Annotated in this window: 24 protein-coding genes; 13 read left to right on the top strand and 11 right to left on the bottom strand. The window is 64.5% G+C overall.

Annotation, left to right across the window (positions count from 1 at the left end; genetic code table 11):
- Window positions 1–38 precede the first annotated feature (38 nt).
- Both JQ507_26210 and JQ507_26205 read left to right on the top strand, forming a co-directional pair.
- A complete protein-coding gene (locus tag JQ507_26210; GenBank protein ID QRI68392.1) occupies window positions 39–1,205 on the top strand; it encodes a chemotaxis response regulator protein-glutamate methylesterase in 1,167 nt (388 codons plus the stop codon).
- Window positions 1,202–2,074 (top strand): protein-glutamate O-methyltransferase CheR, encoded by an 873-nt coding sequence (locus JQ507_26205; protein QRI68391.1) that lies wholly within the window; start codon window positions 1,202–1,204, stop codon window positions 2,072–2,074. Before JQ507_26210 ends, JQ507_26205 begins: the two co-directional genes overlap by 4 nt.
- Window positions 2,075–2,255: 181 nt before the next feature.
- Here JQ507_26205 and JQ507_26200 read toward each other — a convergent pair whose 3' ends face one another.
- From JQ507_26200 to JQ507_26185, 4 genes are all read right to left on the bottom strand, one after another.
- On the bottom strand, window positions 2,256–3,413 hold the full coding sequence (locus JQ507_26200) for a glutathionylspermidine synthase family protein (GenBank protein ID QRI68390.1): 1,158 nt from the start codon (window positions 3,411–3,413) through the stop codon (window positions 2,256–2,258).
- Window positions 3,414–3,444: 31 nt separating this feature from the next.
- On the bottom strand, window positions 3,445–3,666 hold the full coding sequence (locus tag JQ507_26195; GenBank protein ID QRI68389.1) for a hypothetical protein: 222 nt from the start codon (window positions 3,664–3,666) through the stop codon (window positions 3,445–3,447).
- A 108-nt stretch (window positions 3,667–3,774) separates the two neighbouring features.
- A complete protein-coding gene (locus JQ507_26190) occupies window positions 3,775–4,194 on the bottom strand; it encodes a hypothetical protein (GenBank protein QRI68388.1) in 420 nt (139 codons plus the stop codon).
- 16 nt (window positions 4,195–4,210) lie between these two features.
- Window positions 4,211–4,615, bottom strand: a complete 405-nt coding sequence (locus tag JQ507_26185; protein QRI68387.1) for a DUF350 domain-containing protein — start codon at window positions 4,613–4,615, stop codon at window positions 4,211–4,213.
- A 221-nt stretch (window positions 4,616–4,836) separates the two neighbouring features.
- Between JQ507_26185 and JQ507_26180 the strand changes: the two genes are divergently transcribed.
- The 3 genes from JQ507_26180 to JQ507_26170 are packed head-to-tail and all read left to right on the top strand — an operon-like array spanning window position 4,837 to window position 7,899.
- On the top strand, window positions 4,837–5,094 hold the full coding sequence (locus JQ507_26180; GenBank protein QRI68386.1) for a hypothetical protein: 258 nt from the start codon (window positions 4,837–4,839) through the stop codon (window positions 5,092–5,094).
- Window positions 5,095–5,114: 20 nt separating this feature from the next.
- Window positions 5,115–6,302, top strand: a complete 1,188-nt coding sequence (locus JQ507_26175) for a hypothetical protein (protein QRI68385.1) — start codon at window positions 5,115–5,117, stop codon at window positions 6,300–6,302.
- A gap of 10 nt (window positions 6,303–6,312) precedes the next feature.
- A complete protein-coding gene (locus JQ507_26170) occupies window positions 6,313–7,899 on the top strand; it encodes a S8/S53 family peptidase (protein QRI68384.1) in 1,587 nt (528 codons plus the stop codon).
- Between the two features lie 62 nt (window positions 7,900–7,961).
- Here the strand turns inward: JQ507_26170 and JQ507_26165 are convergent, their stop codons facing one another.
- On the bottom strand, window positions 7,962–8,663 hold the full coding sequence (locus JQ507_26165) for a response regulator transcription factor (GenBank protein ID QRI68383.1): 702 nt from the start codon (window positions 8,661–8,663) through the stop codon (window positions 7,962–7,964).
- Between the two features lie 367 nt (window positions 8,664–9,030).
- On the opposite strand from JQ507_26165, the gene fliI reads away from it, so the two are divergent.
- The 4 genes from fliI to JQ507_26145 all read left to right on the top strand — a co-directional run bounded on the left by fliI (window position 9,031) and on the right by JQ507_26145 (window position 12,614).
- Entirely contained in the window at window positions 9,031–10,356 is a 1,326-nt protein-coding gene (fliI, locus tag JQ507_26160) for a flagellar protein export ATPase FliI (GenBank protein QRI68382.1), read from the top strand.
- A gap of 108 nt (window positions 10,357–10,464) precedes the next feature.
- A complete protein-coding gene (gene fliJ, locus JQ507_26155; GenBank protein QRI68381.1) occupies window positions 10,465–10,884 on the top strand; it encodes a flagellar export protein FliJ in 420 nt (139 codons plus the stop codon).
- Between the two features lie 212 nt (window positions 10,885–11,096).
- Window positions 11,097–11,642 carry a sigma-70 family RNA polymerase sigma factor gene (locus JQ507_26150; protein QRI68380.1) on the top strand — a complete coding sequence of 182 codons (546 nt, stop codon included), beginning with the start codon at window positions 11,097–11,099 and terminating at the stop codon, window positions 11,640–11,642.
- 3 nt (window positions 11,643–11,645) lie between these two features.
- On the top strand, window positions 11,646–12,614 hold the full coding sequence (locus JQ507_26145; GenBank protein ID QRI68379.1) for an anti-sigma factor: 969 nt from the start codon (window positions 11,646–11,648) through the stop codon (window positions 12,612–12,614).
- A 191-nt stretch (window positions 12,615–12,805) separates the two neighbouring features.
- On the opposite strand, the gene JQ507_26140 is transcribed toward JQ507_26145, so the two are convergent.
- The 4 genes from JQ507_26140 to JQ507_26125 all read right to left on the bottom strand — a co-directional run bounded on the left by JQ507_26140 (window position 12,806) and on the right by JQ507_26125 (window position 16,431).
- The gene (locus tag JQ507_26140; protein ID QRI68378.1) at window positions 12,806–13,006 is read right to left on the bottom strand and encodes a hypothetical protein; all 201 of its coding nucleotides are present in this window, start codon (window positions 13,004–13,006) and stop codon (window positions 12,806–12,808) included.
- A 420-nt stretch (window positions 13,007–13,426) separates the two neighbouring features.
- Window positions 13,427–15,559, bottom strand: coding sequence for a flagellar biosynthesis protein FlhA (gene flhA / locus JQ507_26135; protein QRI68377.1), 2,133 nt, complete (start codon window positions 15,557–15,559; stop codon window positions 13,427–13,429).
- Between the two features lie 299 nt (window positions 15,560–15,858).
- The gene (locus JQ507_26130; protein QRI68376.1) at window positions 15,859–16,155 is read right to left on the bottom strand and encodes a hypothetical protein; all 297 of its coding nucleotides are present in this window, start codon (window positions 16,153–16,155) and stop codon (window positions 15,859–15,861) included.
- Between the two features lie 66 nt (window positions 16,156–16,221).
- Entirely contained in the window at window positions 16,222–16,431 is a 210-nt protein-coding gene (locus JQ507_26125; protein QRI68375.1) for a hypothetical protein, read from the bottom strand.
- Window positions 16,432–16,696: 265 nt separating this feature from the next.
- Between JQ507_26125 and JQ507_26120 the strand changes: the two genes are divergently transcribed.
- Both JQ507_26120 and JQ507_26115 read left to right on the top strand, forming a co-directional pair.
- A complete protein-coding gene (locus JQ507_26120) occupies window positions 16,697–17,140 on the top strand; it encodes a hypothetical protein (GenBank protein QRI73517.1) in 444 nt (147 codons plus the stop codon).
- 109 nt (window positions 17,141–17,249) lie between these two features.
- Entirely contained in the window at window positions 17,250–18,485 is a 1,236-nt protein-coding gene (locus JQ507_26115) for an MFS transporter (protein ID QRI68374.1), read from the top strand.
- Window positions 18,486–18,569: 84 nt separating this feature from the next.
- Here JQ507_26115 and JQ507_26110 read toward each other — a convergent pair whose 3' ends face one another.
- Entirely contained in the window at window positions 18,570–19,061 is a 492-nt protein-coding gene (locus JQ507_26110) for a MarR family transcriptional regulator (GenBank protein ID QRI68373.1), read from the bottom strand.
- 306 nt (window positions 19,062–19,367) lie between these two features.
- Between JQ507_26110 and JQ507_26105 the strand changes: the two genes are divergently transcribed.
- On the top strand, window positions 19,368–20,927 hold the full coding sequence (locus JQ507_26105; protein QRI68372.1) for a porin: 1,560 nt from the start codon (window positions 19,368–19,370) through the stop codon (window positions 20,925–20,927).
- A gap of 777 nt (window positions 20,928–21,704) precedes the next feature.
- Complete coding sequence (locus JQ507_26100; protein QRI68371.1) at window positions 21,705–22,847, top strand: dienelactone hydrolase; 1,143 nt, start codon at window positions 21,705–21,707, stop codon at window positions 22,845–22,847.
- Between the two features lie 26 nt (window positions 22,848–22,873).
- Here JQ507_26100 and JQ507_26095 read toward each other — a convergent pair whose 3' ends face one another.
- A complete protein-coding gene (locus JQ507_26095) occupies window positions 22,874–23,278 on the bottom strand; it encodes a DUF4864 domain-containing protein (GenBank protein QRI68370.1) in 405 nt (134 codons plus the stop codon).
- Window positions 23,279–23,398 lie beyond the last annotated feature (120 nt).

Below are 23,398 nucleotides of genomic sequence, written 5' to 3'. Positions count from 1 at the left end.
ACGGTTGTTGTGCGTCGTGTTGCGTCGCTGGTGAAGTCATGAGTGTTGCGTTGACAAGTTCTGCGGTCCCGACATCGACCCGAACCGACAAGGTGCGGGTGATGGTGGTCGACGATTCCGTGGTGATCCGCGGGATGATCTCGCGCTGGATCGGTGCCGAGCCCGACATGGAGGTCGTGGCTTCGCTGCGCACCGGCCTCGATGCCGTCAACCAGCTCGATCGCATCAATCCCGACGTCGCGGTGCTCGACATCGAGATGCCCGACCTCGATGGCATCTCGGCGCTGCCGCAGCTGCTGGCGAAGAAGCGCGATCTCATCGTGATCATGGCCTCCACGCTGACCCGCCGCAATGCCGAGATCAGCCTGAAGGCGCTGTCGCTCGGTGCGTCCGACTACATTCCGAAGCCGGAGAGCACGCGCGAGGCCACCGCGGCCGAAACCTTCCGCCACGATCTGATCCAGAAGATCCGTCATCTCGGCGCCAAGGCGCGGCGCAGCACCGTGCACACGACGGTAAGTCCGCCGCTGGCGCCCGGTCACGACAAATCGCGTCCGGCGGCTCCGGCTGCAGCGCCCACGGCGTCGGCCCCAATCGCGCGCCGTTCGTTCGGCCTGCTGCAGCCGAAGGTGCTGCTGATCGGCTCCTCCACCGGCGGCCCGCAGGCGCTGATGTCGCTGGTCGCGGAGATCGGTGCGGTGATCGATCGCGTCCCGGTGCTGATCACCCAGCACATGCCGCCGACCTTCACCACGATTCTCGCCGAGCACCTGGCGCGCGCCAGCAAGCGGCCGGCGCATGAGGGGATCGACGGTGAGAGCATCAAGCCGGGCCGGATCTATCTGGCGCCCGGAGCGCGCCACATGCGCATCGTCCGCCACGGCATCGACGCCACCATCGCGCTCGACGACGGGCCGCCGGTCAACTTCTGCAAGCCCGCGGTGGACCCGATGTTCACCTCCGCCATTGATGTCTGGCAGGGCAGCATCATGTCGGTGATCCTGACCGGCATGGGCTCCGACGGCATGCGCGGCGGCAAGGACATCGTCGCCGCCGGCGGCAGCGTGATCGCCCAGGATGAAGCCACCAGCGTGGTGTGGGGCATGCCTGGTGCTGCGGTCAATGCCGGGATCTGCGCCGCGGTGTTGCCGCTCAATCAGATCGCGTCGAAGCTTGTTCGCGTGTTTGCCGGAGACCGTTCGTGACGCCGCTGGACTACGAGTATCTGCGTAAGCTTCTGAAGGAACGTTCTGGGCTCGATCTGTCGAGCGATAAGCAATATCTGGTCGAGAGCCGCCTGCTGCCGCTGGCGCGCAGGTCGAACCTTGCCGGCATTCCCGAGCTGGTCCAGAAGATGAAGGGCGGCGCCGAGGCGCTGACCTCGGAGGTGGTCGAAGCGATGACCACCAACGAGACCTTCTTCTTCCGCGACAAGATCCCGTTCGATCATCTGAAGGACGCAGTGCTGCCGGCGCTGGCACAGGCGCGCGCGGCGCGCCGCAGCCTGCGGATCTGGTGCGCGGCATCGTCGACCGGGCAGGAGCCGTATTCGATCGCGATGCTGCTGAAGGAGATGACCGCGCTGTTCGCGGGCTGGCGCATCGAGATCGTCGCGACCGACCTGTCGCAGGCGGTGCTGGAAAAGTCCAAGGCCGGCCTGTTCAGCCAGTTCGAGGTGCAGCGCGGCCTGCCGATCCAGCTGCTGCTGAAGTATTTCAAGCAGCAGGGCGAGCTCTGGCAGCTCAACGCCGATATCCGCGGCATGGTGCAGCATCGCCAGCTCAACCTGCTGCAGGACATCTCGCATCTCGGCACCTTCGACGTGATCTTCTGCCGCAACGTGCTGATCTATTTCGATCAGCAGACCAAGGCGGGCATCTTCGGCAAGATCTCTCGGATGCTCGAGCCTGACGGCGTGCTGGCGCTAGGCGCGGCGGAATCCGTGGTCGGCATCACCAATTTGTTCCGGCCGTATCCCGACCGCCGCGGGCTCTATCAGCCCAGCACCGCCCCGGTCGCGCGCGCCGGAGCCGCGTTGCATGTGCTGAAGGCGGTCGCGTCCGCTGCGCGGTGACTTGACTGGATCTCTCTAGACCGGGAAGCGCAACTCTGCGCGTTCCGTGACCCTGAGGAGCCGCGAAGCGGCGTCTCGAAGGGTCGACGGCCACCAGCCGGGCCGTGCATCCTTCGAGGCTCGCTCCGCTCGCACCTCAAGGATGACGGGAAAGGATCGCGCTTGCTTCAACTGCTTCCGGCTACAAAATCGCGTGCGGCAGGAAGCGCGAGGTGTTGCCGGTGATCGGATTTTCATCTTCGCGGATCGAGAGCCCGCAGGGCGTGTGGTCGACCAGCCAGCTTCCGAGCACCGGATACTGGCCGGAGAAATTAGGCAGCGGCGCCAGCGCCTGGCGGATGAAGCCTTCGGCGCCGTAGGGGCCTTGCTCGGCGACCAGCGTGACGCCGGCGCTGACCAGTTCGACATTGGCGCCCTCGCGCGAATAGATCGGCTTGCGCACGAAGGAGGTGCCTAGCTGCGCGGCCTGCGGGTCGTCGTCGAACCAGGCCGGCAGCAAGTTGGGATGGCCCGGAAACATCTCCCACAACAGTGGCAAGATGCCCTTGTTGGACAGGATCGCCTTCCAAGGCGGCTCGATCCATTGCGTCGGCGCCGAGCTGAGGTTCTTGCCGAATGCGTCGTGAAACATCCACTCCCATGGATAGAGCTTGAAGGCGAGTGCGATCAGGCTTTCGTCGAGGTCGACGAACTGGCCGTCATCGCGCAGCCCGATCTCCTCGATGTCGAGCAGCGTGGTCTTCAGCCCGGCCTGCGCCGCGGTGTCCTCGAGATAAGCAAGCGTGCCGGCGTCCTCGGCATTGCCGGTCAATCCGGTGAGATGCAGCGGATGGTTGGCGCCGATGGTCTTCCAGGCTTCGATCAACCGCTCGTGGATCGAGTTGAACTGGTCGGCGCGTTTCGGGATGATGTTGCGCGCGATCGCCTGCTCGAGCCAGGTCCACTGAAACACCGCCGCCTCGAAGATCGAGGTCGGCGTGTCGGCATTGTATTCGAGCAGCTTGGCCGGGCTGCTGCCGTCGAAGCTGAGGTCGAGCCGGCCGTAGAGGCTTGGATCCCTGCGGCGCCAGCTCGCCGCGATCAGGTCCCAGAACGCCTCCGGAATCTTGAGCCGGCGCAGATAGCGCTCATCCCTGACCGCGCGTCCGGCGAGCTCGAGGCACATCGCATCGATCTCGCCGGTCGGCGCCTCGATCGAACGCTCGATCTCGTCGAGCGTGAAAGCGTAGTAGGCGCGCTCGTCCCAGTAGCGTTCGCCTTCGATGGTATGGAAGGTGAAGCCGACGCTCTCGGCGGTGGCCTGCCAGTCGTCGCGCTCGGGACATGCGATGCGTTGCATGAAGGGGACCTGATCGCTACTCAGCCTCGTATCAGCCGCCACCATGCGACGGATGGCCGAAATGGGCGAGGCCGCGCGGCGCGCCGCCGAAGCCGCCGGAGGGCGACACCGACACTTGCTCCGGATCGCGCTTCGTTTTGTGTCCGGCATGGTGATGACGGCTGCGGGCGTGAGCCGGCGTCAGCCCGATCGAAGCTGCGCCGATCGCGACGCTCCCCATCAGTTTCAGCCAGACCCGGCGTGAGCGCTTCATCGACGCGATCCCTACCTTCCGCCCTGCCATTTGCGGAGCCGCGCCGAGTTTCCATCAGCTCTGATTGCCGGGCAAGCGAAAGCACGCGACGACACGCCAATGTGCTCATCAGCCGCCGCCGAAGCCGAATGCATGCGCGAACGAGCCGAAGCCGCCGCGGCTCACTGACGAGCTTGACGACGAGCTTGACGAGGATGAAGAGCCGCCCGACGACGAGCTTCCGCTGTAGAAGCTGCTGCGCGAGCCGCCACCGCTGCCACCGCCGCCCGATCCGGACGACGAGCTGCGCTGCGTGCAATCGGCGCCGGGTTGCGGGACGGCCGGCGTGGTGACGCCCGGCGGCGTCGGCGGGATCGGCTGGCAATTCTGCCGCGGCATCAGCGCGTAGGCGCCACTGCCGACCGCGAGCGTGCCCATCATCAGCAGCGCGACATGATTGGACCGCTTGGAGGGCGGATCGGGCCGCGGCGGTACCGCCGGCACCACCGGCCGCCGTTTGCCGAATTCCGGGTTTGGTTTGCGCGCCATGGTTCGGCTCAATGGCTCAGTAGATCATGCAGGCCGCGTTCAGCGCACCTGCGGCGAGCGAGGACAGCCCGAGCCAGATCGCCGCCGCCATTTCGCCGGAGGCGATCCGCGCCGACAGGTTCGGCACCGGGATCTTCACGATGTAATAGACGATGATCTGCACGATCAGCGCGATGATGCTCCAGATCAGACAGTCGATCACATTGGCGGAATGGGCGATAGCGCTGACCACCGGCAGCACGAAGCCGAGCAGGCTGAGGCCGAGCGCAATCGCTGCCGCCGGATCGTTGTCGCGGATCAGCTGGAATTCGTCATGCGGCGTGACGCGCGTGTAGACGAACAGATAGGCGACCACGGCGATCAGCGCCGTGCAGAAATAGACCAGGAACGCCGGCAGGCCGGCGAGGGATTGCAGGATCATGTGATGCGCCCGAATTGCCCCAGATGGTCATCCTATAGCTGATTGGTCGCAATTCGCGAAGTTTGGGTTCGAAGGGTCCCCCGGCTTGTGGGCATCGGCGTGCGCGGACCGGTGGAAAAATTGCTGCGCGGCGGTGTGAGCCGCTTCACAGCGGCCTGTGCGATGGTCGTTTATACGATATGCAACCAGAAGTGCATGTCGCGAAGGGTTCGGTGATCCCGATGACGACCAGCTTTGGCAACGACATCCTGCCGATGTTTCGACCGGGCGACATCGCCTGCATGACGCCGAAGGGGGTTCGGCTCAGCGACGCCGACTGGATCTGCGACCCGGCCGGCAATGGTGATTTTGCCGATCATGCCAATGCACGCCGCGTCTTCGCCGCGCTGTCGTCCGGCTTCATGCCGCCCGGTCACCGCTGGTTGCAGGACCCGCTCGATCTCTATGCGCGCTGGATGGGGGACGGATTCCAACCTTGAACCCGATTTGGAGAGCAAAGATGAGAAGGTCGATCGACGCGCTGCTCCTTTGTAGTCTGTTTGCGCTTCCCGCCGTTCCGGCCGCGGCGCAATCGCCGTCGAATCCGGCCATGACCGCGCCGGATCAGGTCGCCTGGCAGCTCTTCATCCAGGCCAATACCCGCGCCGGCGGCAGCAATTCGACCTTCGAGACCTGGGCGAGCGATACCGACCTGTTCCAGCCCAATCCGCAGTTTCCCGCGGCCGCGACGCCGCCGGCGTTGCGCCCGCCGATCCTGCCGCAGGTGGCGCAAGAAGGCGTGCAGCAGAGCGGCGGATTGCTGCCGGCGCTGCCGCCGGGCGCCGGGCAGGGGCAGATGGAGGAAGCGCGGCACAACAAGCCGACGTTCGACTTCATCGTGCAGAACAATCTCTACAAGCGGTCGGGCCTCAAGGCCGCGTTCGGCAAGACGCTGTCGTTTCCGGTCGACTCCGTCGAGGTGAAGGGCAATTGGGTGCCGGTCAGTGGCATTCCGCAATTCACCCACAACAAGGTGACGGTGGCGCAGGTGCCGCAGCTTTATCACGTCAACAGCGCGGACGGCGTGCAATACGCCCTGGTCTCGATGCATGTGATCAGCAAGCAGGTCCCGAACTGGACCTGGGCGACGTTCGAGCACCGGTTCAATCCGAGCCGCTGCGACATCATCGGCTGCCGCGACAATTTCGGTGCGCAGACCGCGTTCGTGCCGTCCAACCGCACCGCCGGCCAGGGTTATCCGGATTGCGCGAAGACGCCCGCATTGGCGGCGATGCTATCGAGCGCCGACATCGATCCCGTCTACAGCAATTACTGCCTGAAGGGATCCCAAACCGATTTTACCGACAATGTCGGGCTCGACATCAGGGTCGGCAATTCCGTCACCGAGGATGGCTTCGTCGCGACCTCGTCCTGCATCACCTGCCACGGCCGCGCGGTCTTCAAGGCCGACGGCACGCCGTCGTCGCAGGCCGGATTCCTCTCGTTCGGCCCGAACGGTCCGATCGGCCCGCTCGGGCCGTTGTTGCCGGAATGGTACTGGAAGTTCTCAAGCCAGCCGCCGATCTTCGAGGGCAAGCCAGGTCTCACGCGCTTCACGACCTCGGCGGATTTTGTCTGGTCGATCCCGTTCTGCGCCTACGACGATACGCAGAATCCGGTGCAGCCGACACCATGCGGCGGCAAGTGAGACCGCATTGATGGCGGGCACCTCCGAGCGCAGGATTCCGCTGCCCGGCAGCAACCGCGCCGTGCCCGAAGGCGCGACGCTGGTCGGCGATGTCGATCCCGACGAGCGGATCACCGTCGTGGTCTATGTCAAGCGGCGCACCCCCGACGAGTTTACGCCGGGAAGCGCCGGCGATCTGGCCCGGCTCGCCAGACCGGTCACGCGGCGCCAGCTCGCAACGCAGCGCCACCGCAGCCATGCCAGCGCCGCCGCGCGGATCACGCGTCTGGCGGCGGAGCGCGGATTCACCGTCGTTGCCACCGATCTCGTCGCGCGTACGGTGGCGCTTGAGGGCACGGCGAGGCAGATGGCCGAGACCTTCGGCGCGACGCTTCGCACCTATCGTGATGGCGAGCGCGTGTTTCGCGCGCGGGTCGGCGGGCTGACGGTGCCGGCCGAGATCGCGCCATGGACCCGCGCCATTCTCGGCTTCGATCAGCGGCCGCTCCGGACCACGAGGCCGCTGCTGCGGGCCCGCGGCAGCGCGGGGAGCGACAGCGGGCTGTGGCCGACCGACATTGCGGCCCGCTACGGCATTCCGCTCGATCGCGACGTGTCGTCGATCTGTGTCGGCATCGTAGCCCTCGGCGGCGGCTATCTCGAGAGCGACCTCGCCATGGCGCTGGCCGGCATGAACCGGCAGCCGCCGGTCGTGATCAATGTCCCGCCGACCGGCAATGACAACGGCCTCGGCACCAGCGATGTCGCCGATCAGGAAATCGCGCTCGACCTCCAGGTGCTCGCCGGGCTGCTGCCGAAGAGCAAGATCGTGGTCTACTTTGCCGAGAACTCTGCCGCCGGTCTCACGGATGCGATCCATCAGGCGGTGTTCGATGAAGCGCATGCGCCCCAGGTGATCTCGGTCAGCTGGGGCAGCGCGGAGAAATTCTGGACCGGGCCCGGGCGCGACGCGATGCAGGCGGTCCTCGCCGATGCCGTGCGGCTGCGCGTCAGTGTGCTGTTCGCCTCCGGCGACCAGCTCGCAACCAGCGGCCTGACCGACGGCAAGGTCCATGTCTGGTTTCCGGCCTCGAGCCCCTATGCGACGAGCTGCGGCGGCACGCAGCCCGGGCCTGCTGCGGGCAATGGGGCGGCCGCGGCGGAGGCGGTCTGGAACGCCGGCACCATCGGCACCGGCGGCGGCATCAGCGATGCGTTTCCCGTCCCCGACTATCAGTCGCATCTGACGCTGCCGCAATCGCAGAACGACGGCGCGATCCGGCGCGGCGTCCCTGATGTCGCCTGCGCGGCCGCGGCAAGCCCGGGCTACCGTATCATCGTCAACGGGCAACCGATGGCGATGAGCGGGACCAGCGCCGCGACGCCGCTATGGGCCGCCCTGGTCGCGATTGCGATCGCCGCGCGCGGCGAGCAGATCGGCTTGCTCAATGCGGCGCTCTACGGCAATCCCGGCGCCTTCCGCGTAGTCCAGCAGGGCAACAACCGCGTCGGCGGCAAAGGCTACGATGCCGGCCCCGGCTGGAGCGCCTGCACCGGGCTCGGCGTTCCCAGGGGCGCGGATGTGCTCGCCGCCCTTGCCGCGGTCCCGGTGGCGTAGCGTCCCAAAAACAAAAACCCCGCCATTTGCGGCGGGGTTGAGGAGGTTTGCTATAGAAAGCGTCAGGCGGGAATGCGTTCGTCGGCCTCATGCGGCTCGCGCAGTACGTAGCCGCGGCCCCACACGGTCTCGATGAAGTTGCGGCCCTCGGAGGCGTTCGCGAGCTTCTTGCGCAGCTTGCAGATGAAGACGTCGATGATCTTCAGCTCCGGCTCGTCCATGCCGCCGTAGAGATGGTTGAGGAACATTTCCTTGGTGAGCGTGGTGCCCTTGCGGAGCGAGAGCAGCTCCAGCATCTGGTATTCCTTGCCGGTCAGGTGCACGCGCTGACCGCCGACCTCGACGGTCTTGGTGTCGAGATTGACCACGAGATCGCCGGTCTGGATGACCGACTGGGCGTGACCCTTGGAGCGGCGGACGATCGCGTGGATGCGGGCGACCAGCTCGTCCTTGTGGAAGGGTTTGGTCATGTAGTCGTCGGCGCCGACGCCGAGACCCTTGACCTTGTCCTCGATGCCGGCGAGGCCGGAGAGGATCAGAATGGGAGTCTTGATCTTCGAAACCCGGAGCTGCTTGAGCACGTCGTAGCCGGACATGTCGGGCAGGTTGAGGTCGAGCAGGATGATGTCGTAGTCGTAAAGCTTGCCGAGATCGACGCCTTCTTCACCGAGATCCGTCGTATAGACGTTGAAACTCTCGGATTTGAGCATCAATTCGATCGACTGCGCGACGGCGCTATCATCTTCAATTAGCAAAACGCGCATGCCAGTCCCCTATAGTCGCCGCTCCGGGCGTCAGGTCGGCCGCACTTGCGGCACTCACAAAACGCCTTTGAACAACTGATTCGGATCCTGACGAGATATGGTTAACAAAAACTGATTCCTCGACGCAAGCTCTAACCGTGCAATTTTTGTCGAATCGCCCTAAGATATTGCGTAGAAGAAGCTTTTCCTAACCGCGCTCGTTCAGTTTCCACATTAAGAATCGGGCCTAACCGACTCTCGCGACTCGCCCTTCTTCTGATGGGCGAGCGACCTCAGTCACCAAAGACAGTGACGCAATGATTAATGATGCGGGTAAACACGAAGTTAAGCGGCCGGCGCAAAATTGCGGAAACTTAAGGTTTTCGCAATGAAGGCGCTCGCGGAGCAGATCGGCGACATCGACGGCGTCAATATTTATGGCCGTGTCGTCGGCGTCCGCGGACTGATGGTCGAGATCGCAGGCCCCATTCACGCGATGTCGGTCGGTGCCCGCATCGTGATCGATGTCGGCGCCGGCCGCTTCATCCCGGCCGAGGTGATCGGCTTCTCCGGCGAGAATGCGGTGGTGATGCCGTTCGGCGGGCTCGAGGGCGTCAGGCGCGGCTGCCGCGCTGTGATCGCCAACGCGGCAAGCCAGGTGCGGCCGTCGCCGGCCTGGCTCGGCCGCGTCGTCAACGCGATGGGCGAGCCGATCGACGGCAAGGGGCCCTTGGTGCAGGGCGCCTCGCCGATGTCCTACCGCAACTCGCCGCCGCCGGCGCATTCGCGCAAGCGGGTCGGGCCGCCGCTCGACCTCGGCGTCCGCGGCCTTAACACTTTCCTGACCTGCTGCCGCGGCCAGCGGCTCGGCATCTTCGCCGGCTCGGGCGTCGGCAAGTCGGTGCTGCTGTCGATGCTGGCGCGCAACGTCGATGCTGCGATCTCGGTGATCGGGCTGATCGGCGAACGCGGCCGCGAGGTGCAGGAATTCCTCCAGGAGGATCTCGGCGAGGAGGGATTGGCGCGCTCGGTCGTGGTGGTCGCCACCTCGGACGAGCCGGCGCTGATGCGGCGCCAGGCGGCGTACCTCACGCTCGCGATCGCGGAATATTTCCGCGACGAGGACCAGGACGTGCTGTGCCTGATGGACTCGGTGACGCGCTTTGCGATGGCGCAGCGCGAGATCGGGCTCTCGGCGGGCGAGCCGCCGACCGCCAAGGGCTACACGCCGACCGTGTTCACCGAACTGCCGAAGCTGCTGGAGCGGGCAGGGCCGGGCACTGGCGCCGGCACCATCACCGCGATATTTACCGTGCTGGTCGACGGCGACGATCACAATGAGCCGATCGCCGACGCGGTGCGCGGCATCCTCGACGGTCACATCGTGATGCAGCGGGCGATCGCCGAGCGCGGCCGCTATCCCGCCGTCAACATTCTGAAGTCGGTCTCGCGCACCATGCCGAAGTCGGCTGACCCCAATTTCCTGCCCTTCATCAACAAGGCGCGGCAGGTGATGGCGACCTATGCCGACATGGAGGAACTGATCCGGCTCGGCGCCTACCGGCCGGGTTCCAGCCCCGAGGTCGACGAGGCGATCCGGTTGCACGAGCCGCTGGAGAGCTTCCTGCGCCAGGCCAAGGACGAGGCGACCAGCCTCGGCGATGGCTACCGGCAACTGGCTCAAATCCTGTCGGGTTTGGAAACGGAACGCTAACTTTGTCAGGCCATCATCGCCGGCACACCATAGCTATGCCGGCGGGGCCCAGCGGGGAGCCGGCTCTGTCCCGCGTTCGGATTGGGGACTTCTGGGGAGTATGAGTCGATGAAGTCACGTGAAACGCTGATCCGCCTGAAGAAATTTCAGGTCGATGAAAAGCGCCGTCGGGTTACCCAGATCGAAGGCATGATCGCCGACTTCCAGCGCATGTCCGTCGAGCTCGAGCGCGAGATCCAGACCGAGCAGGAGCGCGCCGGGATCAACGATCCCTCGCACTTCGCCTACCCTACCTATGCCAAGGCCGCGATCCAGCGCCGCGAGAACCTGACCCGCTCGGCCGACGAATTGCGCGCCCAGCTCGACGACGCCAAGGCGCTGCTGTCGGAAGCCTTCGAGGAATTGAAGAAGGTCGAACTGCTCGACGAGCGCGACCAGGCGCGCGAACGCGCGGAGGAGAGCGCCCGCGAGCAAGCCGACATGGATTCGATCGGCCTGATGCGGGCCCGTCTGGGCGTCATCGCCTGACCCCTCGCTCCCTCCGCAGACCACATTGAGAGCCGGGGCCGACCGCCCGGGCTTTTTGTTGGGCGCTGTCCACAAGCCGGCCTCTGCTCGGCCACTTGTCAGCCACTTGGCGGATGGTGCTGTCCCAAAATATGCTACCACCGGTCCGGAGCGGATAATCGGCAGCGCGGTGGCAATGAGGCGATGGGGGATGCAGGCTTGGAGGGCGCTGAATGCTGACGCCGGCTGAGCTGGTCTGGCTGATCGCCGCCGTCGCCAAGGGGGATGAGGCCGCCTTCGAGCGGCTGTACGCCGCGACCCGCGCGAAACTCTTCGGCGTCGTGCTCCGTATCTTGCGGCGTCAGGATCTCGCCGAGGAGGTCATTCAGGAGGCTTACGTCAAGATCTGGAACAGTGCCGGGCAGTTCAACCCGGCCCTGTCTTCCCCGATCACGTGGATGACGTCGATCGCGCGTAATCGCGCCATCGATGTGGTGCGCAAGCGTGGCGAGTCCTCATTGGAGGACGAGCCGGCTGCTATGGAGGTTGCCGCCGACTCGCCCGATCCGCTGGCGCGGCGGGAGATGACGGAAGAGTTGAAGCGGTTGCTGGAGTGCGTCGGTCGTTTGGAGCCAGATCGTCAGAAGCTCGTGCTGCTCGCCTATTACAACGGCTGGAGCCGCGAGCAGCTCGCCGCAAAGTTCGAGACACCGGTGAACACGGTGAAGACCTGGCTGCGCCGCAGCCTGATGGATATCCGGGAGTGTCTTGGACTCTGATTGATGGCCTATAGCGAAGACCATATCGCGCTCGCCGCGGAATATGCGCTCGGTACCCTCGATGCCGATGAGCGCACGCAGGTTGAGACCATGATGGCCGTCGACAGCGGGTTCGGCGCGCTGGTGCAGGCCTGGGAGTTCAGGCTCGGGCCGCTCAACCAGATGGTCGGTCTGGTCGAGCCGCGCCCGGTGGTCTGGGAGAACATCAAGGCGGCGATCGGCCATGCCAGCGCGCCGCAGGCGCCGCTGGTGCTGCCCGAGACGCCGGCCGCCACGGTGGCGCCGCCGCCACCGACGCCGATCGCAGACGATGTCGAGTTCGGCTCGGCGTTCGATCCGGAGCCTTCGCAGCCGGAAGGGATACGGCAGCCGGCCGAGATCCGGCGGCCATCGGTGCGGCCACGCCTTGGCGACGACAGCAACGTGGTCGCGCTGACCGGCCGCATGAAGCGCTGGCGCGGCATCGCGTCCGCTGCGACGGCGATCGCGGCCGCGCTGCTGGTGACGCTCGGCCTGCAGATCTACCGGCCCGATGCCTTGCCGAATGCGATCCGGCCGAAGCCGCGCATCCAGACCGTGGAAGTGAAGACGCCGGCGCCGGCACTCACGCCGTCGGCGCAATATGTCGCGCTGTTGCAGGGACCGAATGGCGGGCCGGCCTTCATCATGACCATCGACGGCGCGACCAAGAATTTCACCGTGCGCAAGGTCGGTGCCGCGTCGGAGCCCGGCAAGAGCTTCGAGCTCTGGCTGATCTCCGACAAGCTGCCGCAGCCGCGCTCGCTCGGCGTGATCGGCGCCGATGATTTCACCGCCCGTCCGGTGCTGTCGGGCTACGATCCCGACGTGATCAATGGCGCCACCTACGCGGTGACCGTCGAACAGGCCGGCGGTTCGCCGAACGGCCAGCCGACCTCGGCGCCGATCTTCACCGGCAAGCTGATAGAGACCGTGCCGCCCGGGTCACGATAGCGGCCGCACCCTATCGTGAGAGACTGTCGGCAGTGACGTGGAGACAGCCACACCCGCCGCACAAAAAGAAAACGCCCGTGGGGAGCGGGCGTTTTCGATAGTCAACTTGGGGGTAGTTGGGGGTCTTAAATATCCACGCAGCGACTTTGGGGGGCTGTAAAGAGCTACGTGAATTCCGTGAAACTCTCCTGTTAGCGGACCAGCGAATTGCTTGTGCTGGTGATCGCGACCGGCTTGCCGGCCTTCATGACACGAGCGGTCTGAGTGTAACCCTCGTCCGACGAATTGTGCGCCGAGATGCCGAAGCCAGCGACCAGGATACCGGCGACCAAAGCGACCACCACAATCTTCAGGTGCGTCGTACGATCAGCGCTGTAGATCGAGTGGTTCATGGAAGTCTCCTGCCGCCTTCCTGCTCTCTGTCAATCTGTCGGTTCGGCTTGGTGCCCGGTTCAACGTCTCGTGCCTCGCTAACGTAGGATTTGCCGATTCCGTTCCCCAGATGGCATCACAAGAGCGTGATCATACGTGATCGGTCGCGATCAAAAATGACCCTTTGGTAATCTCAGATCGCATTAAACCTTCGTAATATCAGTGCCTTGAGCTGACGCTGGAATGCTGCATTCCAGATGGGGCCGTTTCGGCCGGTTCCACATAAATCAGTTGCCTGTGGCGGGAAAACACGGGCGAAAACGTAAGTGATTTGCGGCCACTACAGCATTTTTCCCGCGAACTGACGCCCCGCCCGGCGTGACGAAAACCGTCAAACTACAACCCAGAGCTTCGGTTCCGCCGCGGTCGGAGCCGAAGCGCTAGACGCTGCCGACCGTCTTCAGACGGGCCCGGGGATGGATCTCGGCCTGCGACAAAACGGTGGTCTGCGAACGGAACCGTTCCACCAGCGAGCGAACGAACGGCCGGATCGCGGCCGACGTCACCAGCACCGGCGCCTCGCCTTCGCGCGCCGCCTGCTCGAAGGCGTTGCGCACGGCGGTCATGAATTCCGAGAGCTTCGAGGGCTGCATCGCGAGGCTCCGGTCGTCGCCGGTGCCGACGATCGACTCGGCGAACGCCTGTTCCCAGCGCGCCGACAGTGCGATCAGCGGCAGGTAGCCGTTCGGCGAGGTGTTCTGGGCGCAGATCTGCCGGGCGAGCCGGGCGCGGACGTGCTCGACCATGGTCGCCGGATTGCGCGAGAACGCCAATGCGTCGGCGATGCCTTCGAGGATGGTCGAGAGATCGCGGATCGAAACGCGCTCGGCGAGCAGCAATTGCAGCACGCGCTGGATGCCCGACACCGTGACCTGGCTCGGCACGATGTCCTTGATCAGCTCGCCCTGCTCCTTCGGCAGGTCCTTCAACAGCTTCTGCACCTCGCCGTAGGACAGCAGGTCCGACATGTTGGTCTTGAGCAGTTCGGTCAGGTGGGTCGACAGCACCGTGGCGGCGTCGACCACGGTGTAGCCTTTCAGCGCGGCCTCTTCCTTCAGGCCGGCATCGACCCAGGTCGCCGGCAGGCCGAAGGTCGGCTCGATGGTGTGGATGCCGGGCAGCTGCACCTGGTTGCCGGCGGGATCCATGACCATGAACTGGGCCGGCCAGATCTTGCCGGTGCCGGCGTCGACTTCCTTGATCTTGATGGCGTAGCTGTTGGCCTCGAGCTGGACGTTGTCGAGGATGCGCACCGCCGGCATCACGAAACCCATCTCGATCGCGAGCGAGCGGCGCAGCGCCTTGATCTGCTCGGTGAGGCGGTCGGTGCCGTCAGGCCCGTTGACCAGCGGCAGCAGCGCGTAGCCGAGCTCGATCTTGAGGTCGTCGATCTTCAGCGCGGCGGCGATCGGCTCTTCCGCGGCGGCAGCGGCGGCGGCCGCGGCTGCGGCGGGAGCGGCGGCTGCCGCGGTTTCGGCCGCCTTCGCCGCCCGCTTCTGCTTGCGCGCGTTCCAGGCGAGCATCGCGGCGCCGGAGCCCAGCGCCAGGAAGGGCAGGGTCGGAATGCCCGGCAGCAGCCCGAGCACCAGCATGACGCCGGCCGACATGCCGAGCGCCTGCGGATAGCCGGAGAGCTGGCGCATCAGCGCCTTGTCGGCGGCGCCGGTGATGCCGGCCTTGGAGACCAGCAGGCCGGCCGCGGTCGAGACGATCAACGCCGGCACCTGGGTGACGAGGCCGTCGCCGACTGTCAGCACGGTGTAGGTGCGGGCGGCTTCGCTGAAGGAGAGGCCCTGCTGGGCGACGCCGATGATGATACCGCCGACGATGTTGATGCCGACGATCAGGAGGCCGGCGATGGCATCACCGCGGACGAATTTCGAGGCACCGTCCATCGCGCCGAAGAAGCCGCTCTCGTCTTCCAGTGCCTTGCGGCGTTCCTTGGCGGCCTTCTCGTCGATCAGACCGGCGGACAGGTCGGCGTCGATCGCCATCTGCTTGCCGGGCATCGAGTCCAACTGGAAGCGTGCCGCGACCTCGGCGATACGGCCCGAACCCTTGGTGATGACCACGAAGTTCACGATCACCAGGATCGCGAACACGATGATGCCGATCACGAAGTTGCCGCCCATCACGAAGTTGCCGAAGGCCTCGATGACGTGGCCGGCGGCTGCCGTGCCCTCGTGGCCGTGGCTCAGGATCAGCCGGGTCGAGGCCATGTTCAGCGACAGCCGCAGCATGGTCGAGATCAGCAGGATGGTCGGGAACGACGAGAATTCCAGCGGCGCCTGGATGAACAGCGAGGTCATCAGGATCAGGATCGAGACCGTGATCGAGACCGCCAGGAAGAGGTCGAGCACGATCGAGGGCAGCGGCAGGATCAGCACCACCAGGATGGTGAGGACGCCGACCGCCAGCGCGATATCGCCGCGCTTGAGGATATCCCCGATCTCGCCGAGGCTCGGCAATCCGCTCTTGCCCGCCGTGCCCTGACCCGCCGTGATGTCGACCATGGTTGCCGCTCTCCCCCGCGACTGGCGGCCGCGGCCGCCAAGCGTCTGCGCGACGGCCGCAGGGCCGCCGTTCCGAAAGTGAGGCACCGCGCTGGCGTTCACGGGGATCTCCGCCCGTTAGACGCGTTCGACGACACTCGACTTCACTCGGCAATTCTTGCCGGGTGTATGGTTAGCAAAGGGTTAATAAGTGCCGTCGGAGGGCTGCGCCTGACGTCGCAGGCTTTTGGGCAGGCGATTCCGGGGCCGGAAAGGGCGGGGCGGACCGTCTGGCCGTTCCGGGGACGGGGTCGTTGCCCCTATCTCAGCACACCGAGCACGGCGCCCGATGCGGCGATGAGGCCGAGCGTGATGACGCTGGCGCGCCACAGCGATTGCTGCCGGGCGGCGCGCCGGGCGTGGAACGCCAGCCAGTCGTGGACAAAGCCGGCAGGGATGTCGAACACCACCGCCGTCTCGCCGCGGTAATGCGTCTCATGCTCGCAATACATCGTCCGGACCGTCGGCACGCCCGGCCGCTCGAGCTCGCAATGCCACTCCGAGGCATGCTCGCCGTTCGTCCAACGATTCTCGAAAGGGATCACGTGTGATTCCATGACGAGCCTCCTGGCCCACCCTTGAACCTCACGTGGCAAATCTAGCGCAATATCCGGGCAGGCGCTTTAGTTGGCGGACGGCATCCAGTTGCGCCAATGCGTCGGCTGGATGTCGAGATGCCTGCTGCTGAGATGCTCGACCCACTCGGCACCGTCCCGGTGGCACGGGAACATCAGCGCATGGACCATGCCGTCATAGTCGAGGATGCAAACCTCGAGTTCCCGGTCCGGCGGTGCTGACGCAACGGGTAACCATTCTGCTGACGATGAATGCATGATGGGCCTCCGACAGTGTGCGCTTCGATCCTCATACCTGCGAGCTGCGCGCCATCCGGCGGGATGATAGGTCCGGACGGCGAGCCGTCAGTGTGAACCGGCTCGCATTGTATCAGTTTTCTTCGTCAACATGGATCACGGTGCGATCGCCAATATTCCCGGTCGATCGGGTGCGGCTGTGATCCCTGCGGTGCACGAAGCGGATTTGAACTTTCGCGGCCTGGCCCTCGACGAAACGCGAGACACCAATCACCCCCGAGGATCCATGTCGAACCGGACGGGTCGAACCTTGATGGCGGCGCTTGCTGCCGCAATTGCGCTGCTGTCGGCGCCGGCCTTCGCCGCGACGCTGCCGGACGACCGGACCTGGTTGATCCGCATGGTCGCCTGCAAGGGCAACGGCGTGTTGATGGAGGTCTTTTTGCCGCAATCGGTGGTGTTGGCGCCGCATGGCGGCATGGCCGCGGGCGCGACGGCGGACGGCTACTACACGCTCGACCTGACCGAGCTCAACAAGGGCAAGGTCCTCGAGCCGGTGCATGTGACGATGAGCGCGGACAAGAAATTCGTGACCGTGGATCAGTACACGCGCGGCCTGCCGCCGACCCGCATTCCCCTCGGCGGCGGCACCGTCGATTTCGATCACCGGTTCGGGCTCGACGCCAAGTGCGGTCCGTTCCAGGCGCAGGACCCGAACTACGGCAAATGAGGCGCTTCACGCGCCGGTGAAGTTCGGCGCGTCCCCTTGCTGCTGCATGCCTAATCTCTCGGCAATGCGGCTTGACCTTGAGGCAATTGCCGACGAAGTTCCGCGGGCCGTGGTAATTTCTTCTGAATATTCCCCCGAAGCCGCAACGTTCATTCCCGACTCGCGCCGGGCATGGCTGCGTCTTGCCGTTGCCGTGGTGATCGGCTCGCTCGGCAGCGTCGGCATGTGGTCGGTCGTGGTGGCGCTGCCGGTGGTGCAGACCGACTTCGGTGCGACCCGCGGAACCGCCTCGCTCGCCTTCACGATGGTGATGCTCGGTTTCGGTCTCGGCCAGGTCGTGACCGGCAAGATCAGCGACCGCTACGGCATCGTTGCGGCGATCGGCGCCGGGATCGGCATCCTCGGCCTCGGCTATGTCGGCGCCGGCTACGCGCCGTCGGTCTGGGCCTTCATCCTGCTCCATTTCGCGATCGGCCTGTCGTCGGCCGCGACCTTCGGCCCCCTGATGGCGGAGGCCTCACACTGGTTCGAGCGCTACCGCGGTCTCGGGGTCGCGATTGCCGCCAGCGGCAATTATGTCGGCGGCACGGTGTGGCCGCCGCTGGTCAATTTCGGCATCCAGAGCCTCGGCTGGCGCGCCACCCATATCGCGATCGGGGTCTTCACCGCGGTCGCGATGGCGCTGGCGCTCGTGGTGCTGCGGCTGTTGATGGGCGCGGCGACCCGGCGCAGCCATGTCAATGCTGCGCCGCCGCGCGTCGATCTCAGGCTTTCCACCAACGCGCTGACCGCGATCCTGTCGCTGGCGTCGATTTCCTGCTGCGTCGCGATGTCGATGCCGCAGGTCCACATCGTCGCCTATTGCGGCGATCTCGGCTACGGCGTGGCGCGCGGCGCCGAGATGCTGTCGCTGATGCTTGGCTTCGGCATAATCAGCCGGATCGGCTCGGGCTTTCTCGCCGACAGGATCGGCGGCATCCGCACGCTCCTGATCGGCTCGATCGCGCAGGGCTCCGCGCTGCTGTTCTATCTGTTCTTCGACAGCCTGACCTCGCTCTACGTCATCTCCGCGATGTTCGGCCTGTTCCAGGGCGGCATCGTGCCGAGCTACGCCATCATCGTGCGCGAAGCGATGCCGGCATCGGAAGCGGCAACGCGGATCGGCATCGTGATCTTCGCCTCGGTGTTCGGGATGTCGTTTGGCGGCTGGATCTCGGGCGTGATCTTCGACGCCACCGGTTCCTATGCTGCGGCCTTCACCAATGGCCTCGCCTGGAACCTGCTCAATGTCAGCATTATCCTGCTGCTCCTGATGCGCTCGCGGCAGCGGCTGGCACTGGCATGATCCGGAAAAGCGCGAAGCGGTTTTCCGACGAGATCATGCCAAACAAGAATCTGATCGGGACTGCGGCTGATATCAGCGATCTTCCTAGAGATCGACCGAGATTCTGGCGATCGCTTTTTCCAGGCGGGTCTTGATGGAATCCATCTTGCCGGTCAGTTGCTGCAGCTCGCGCAGATCGAGCTCGGCATAGACGAACTCGTTCAACTCCCGGCGCTGCGCGGACAGGTTCGCCATCTGCTTCTTGGCGTGCTCGGTCAGCGACAGGTTCACGACCCGGGCATCCTCGGTCGAGCTCTTGCGGCGCAGCAGGTTCTTCTTTTCGAGCAGCTTCGACTGCGTGACCACGAAGGACTGGTCGACCCGCAGCGCCCTTGAGACCGCGCCGACGGGCAGGCCGACATTGCGGTCCTCGGCATTCGCCAGCACCGTCATGATCATCCATTGCGGGCCGGTGATACCGATCATCTTGGCCCAGATGCTGCGCAATTCGTCGAGGCGGATGCTGGTCGACACGATTTCCCAAGCCAGTCGCTCAGTCGCCTCCTGCAGTTTGTCGGTCGCTTTGCGCTCGGTCATGCCCTACCTTAACAAAAATTCATCTTCGAGCAATTTTTTGAAGCAGGCGCCGGACGAAAATGTTCGTGCGGCCGTTGCCTGAATGACACATGGCTGCGCAAACATAGAATGACTAACTAATATAAGTTGAATATGTGACCTCTCAATTGCATTGTTCCGCATCGTAGATGGGGGGCATCCACCATCTCACGCCTGCAGTGGCCGAGTTGACCACGCGCATCTTGAAAATGGCTGCGCCGCAGCGGTTTTCGGGAGGGGAACGTTTGTCGCTTTGCCGGCAGAGCAAGGCATCACTTGGAGGATAGCATGAAGATAGTTAAGGGCCTTTTGTTGGGCTCGGCGGCAGTTCTCGCCGCGAGCAGCGGAGCCATGGCGGCCGACCTTCCGGTCAAGGCCAAGGCAGTCGAGTACGTCAAGGTCTGCTCGCTCTATGGTCCGGGCTTCTACTTTATTCCGGGCACCGACACCTGCATCAAGCTGGGCGGCTATTTGCGCGTCGACGTTCTGGCGAACACCAACTCGGATCACACCGGCAACTACGCCGGCGCCGGCGGTGCGCAGAACCGCTTCACCAACGGCTACACCTGGCGTTCGCGTGAAGACCTGAACGTCGACACCCGCACCGCGACCGAATACGGCGTGGTTCGCACCTTCTTCGATGCGACCTTCAGCTGGACCTCGGACAGCTATGGCGCGGGCGCCGCGGCAGGCTCGACGGTCTACTCGCCGATCGGAACGTCTGCTGCTCCGAACAACGCCAGCTCGGGCGGTGTCGCCGCCGGCACGGTCGGCGTCTATTACGCCTTCATCCAGTTCGCCGGCTTCACCATGGGTAAGGCGGTCTCGCAGTTCTCGGCGCCGTGGGCCAACTATCCGGGCAACAATTTCGACGGCCTCGTCGGCGGCGGTGGCACGATCACCGGCGTCAACCAGTTCACCTACACCGCGCAGTTCGGCAACGGCGTGTCGCTGGCCTTGTCGGCCCAGGATCAGTCGGCCTACTATCAGGCCGGCGTGCAGAATCTCGGTGTGCAGGGTACCGGCGCTCTCGGTCCCTACGGCGCGAGCGACTATGCCGGCACGATTGCTCCGGATCTGGTCGCGTCGCTCCGCGTCGACCAAGCCTGGGGCCTGTTCCAGGCGTCGTTCGCGGCGCATAACAATCACGCGGCCTACTACGGCGGCACTGAAGTCACCGGTCATCCCGACGACAAGTGGGGCTGGGCGGGTCAGTTGGCCCTGTCGATCAAGAACATCCCGACCGGACCTGGCGATACCATCAACGTGCAGGGCGTCTATACCAACGGCGCAACGCGCTACAACATCCAGGATCTCTCGGGTGCCGGTGCGTTCACCTCGTTCGGCAACACCAGCGTTCCCGGTGCCTATCAGAGCATCGGCTTCGGCATTGCGCCGGACAGCGTGTTCGTCTCCGGCGGATCGCAGCAGCTGATCACGACGTACGGCGTGCGCGGCGCGTATGTCCACAACTGGAATCCCTATTGGAACACCAGCGTCTACGGTGCGTGGGCCCAGGTCAACTATAATGGCACCGCCAAGAGCTACATCTGCGGCCCCGGCGGGACCGGCGTGGGCGGATCGTTCGGTGTCCTGATCGGCGCCACCTCGAACCTGACCTCGTGCAACCCCGACTACAGCGTTGCCCAGATCGGTACGCAGACCCAGTGGACTCCGGTGAAGAACCTGACATTCTCGGCCGACTTCACCTACACCCATCTGGATCAGAACTACGCGGGCACGATCAGCTACCCGGGTAGTGCGGCGATCGGCAAGCCGGCCGCCGTCTACTCGCTCAGCAACCAGGATACCTACATGCTGCTGCTCCGCGCGCAGCGCAACTGGTAAGGCCCGGTTGATCGGGACTTGATTACGACCCAAAGCCTCGACGGGAAACTGTCGAGGCTTTGATTTTGAACGAAGAGCACATTGTATGATTTACTAACATTAGTCTATCATGTACAAACTTGGTGTCGGTTGCTCTGCCGACCATGATGAGGAGATATCAGACTTCTTCATGAACTAGCCTCCAAAACCTCCGGCAATGCCCTGCCGGAGGTTCTTCATTTGAAGACGGTAGGCTCGCGCCGACTCGCGTGCGCGATGCAGCCGAACATCAATGACGGCTGGCTGGATTGCATGAACGACGCTGCGTTCTCGATCTCGTCGCGATGCACTACCCGGTTAGGGACAGAGCCACAGCGCACCCGATTAGCGGTGCGGGGATATGCCTCGTGTTTGCTGGGTGTGCGCGCAGTCACGACTGAGTGAGTGACGGCGTATCGGTTCTCGCGATCCTGTGAGCAGACTTGCGCCGGCGGCAGGTTCGCAAGCGGAACATTACCGAGCGTTTGCTCGGCGACGATTGCTGCAGCAACGTTCGGTCCGCAGGCATAAGCGCAACGCATTCCTGCGCCGCCATATCAACATTTGCCGCTGCCGAATTACTTCAATTATATGAAGCGAATTTGGAATATTCCTTGGGAGAGCTGGGTGATTGGCGTTTGCGATTTCGGCGCCAGCGTCGCGCGGCTACCGAAGCGGCGGTTCGTCGACAACAACAAGCGGGCTCGTACCGATAACGCATACCGGCAGCGCAGCCGGGTGCGAACGAGTTGACGAAACATGCATGACCACTGTGGGACGCGCGGAGCCTCGTCAAGCAGCGTCGAATTCGATGACAAAGGTTGGCCTGCCTGGCCGGATCGAGAGGATCTGTCGGCCGAGTTCGTCAAGCTGCTGGCCGCCGCGCAGGAAGGCGGTTCGACGGTCTCCGAATGCTGGTTGACCTTGAGCAAGATCAACCTCGCGTCGGAGAGCTCGTGGTCCGAGCAGTGGATCAAGACCGCGGAACTGAACGAGGCGCGCGCCGAGCATTCGTTGCTGAACAACAATCTGGTCACCGCCCGTCGCAATTGGCTGCGGGCCACGAGCTACTTTCACGCCGCCGCAAGGCCTCCCGGATACGCCAACGAGTTGCTGACACGTGCCGTCGACGGCATGCGGCGATGTGCAACCAGCTTTTTGAAGACCCGGGTTCCGGCCGGCCAGGTGCTCTCGATTCCGTGGACCGAAGACCTGTCGCTTCAGGCCTATTACCTGCCGTCGGCGTTTCGCGACGATGGGCCCGTCATCGTCTGCATCGGCGAGCCGGGTTCCTACAAGGAAGAGTTGATCACCAAATACGCCGGTCATGCGAACGAGCGCGGCTTCTCGCTGCTCGCCATGGACCTGCTCGGAACGCAGGCGGCGCTGTCGCCGGAACGGCTCGACGGCCACAAGTTCGAAGCCGCCATGAGTCGTGTCCTGGACTTTCTTTCGGAGAAGCCCGGTGTCGACAGCACGCGGATCGCCATCGTGGCTGATGCGTGCAATTCCTCCCTGGTGGCCCGCGCGGCAGCAAGTGATGCCCGGTTTGCCGCCGCCGTTTGCGATGCCGGAATATGGGACTCGCACGAAAGAAGCTTCTTCTATCGGCAAGCAGGCGACAATGCGCAGACCGGATGGCTCGAGGAGGCCAATGCGATCTCGCGCAGCATCGAATGTCCGCTGCTCGTCACCGCGGGCGAAGCCGGCTGGCTGCTTCCAGGTGCGTTGACTGAATTCGGCAATCAATTGGGCAACAGTCATCGCGACGCCAGCCTGATCCTGTTCCGTCGTGCCGAAACCGCTGCCATGCAAGGACATATCGATAATCCCACTCTGGCCAATGAAGTCATCTTCGACTGGCTCGAAGACCGGCTTCGGCTGAGAAAGGGCTTGTCCTGAAGCTACAGCGGCGAGGGCCGATGCGCTCATACCGCCTGACCCGCCTTCAGCAATGAGCAGCCGGTGATCTTCAAGCTGCCGTCGGCCTGCCGCTCCAGCGTGTAAAGCGCCTCCCACGCCTCGCCATCGGCGTCGACGATATGAACGCGCTGGGCAATCCGGTCGCCCGCGCTCTGCGCTTCGCCGAACTCGAAGCTTCGGTGGCGATAGACCGGCGCGTATTGGCGCTGCACCATCGACATGAAGATCTCGGCCTGCGGAAAGATCTGCCGGATCGCAGGCGCGGCATAGGAATAGGCGCCAGCTGCGTCGTCGCGGCCGAACGCCTGCTCCTGGGCGCGGATCACGTCCTGCGCTGCCCTGACATCGTCGGCCGCGGCCGGCGAGGTGAGGGTGAACAGGATGGCGGCAATGAGGGCGATCGCGCGCATTGGTCTGCTCCCTGATCAATGACTGAGCATACGCAAAAGACGCCGCCGCGGTTTCATGCCCAGACGTTTTCGATCAAAATTGATCTGCCGCAAGGCCCCTTCCAGCCGGCGCATTAGCGT

The organism is Bradyrhizobium sp. PSBB068, assembly GCA_016839165.1.
In the GTDB taxonomy this organism is placed as follows: domain Bacteria; phylum Pseudomonadota; class Alphaproteobacteria; order Rhizobiales; family Xanthobacteraceae; genus Bradyrhizobium.
This window is presented reverse-complemented; position numbering and strand designations above follow the sequence as displayed.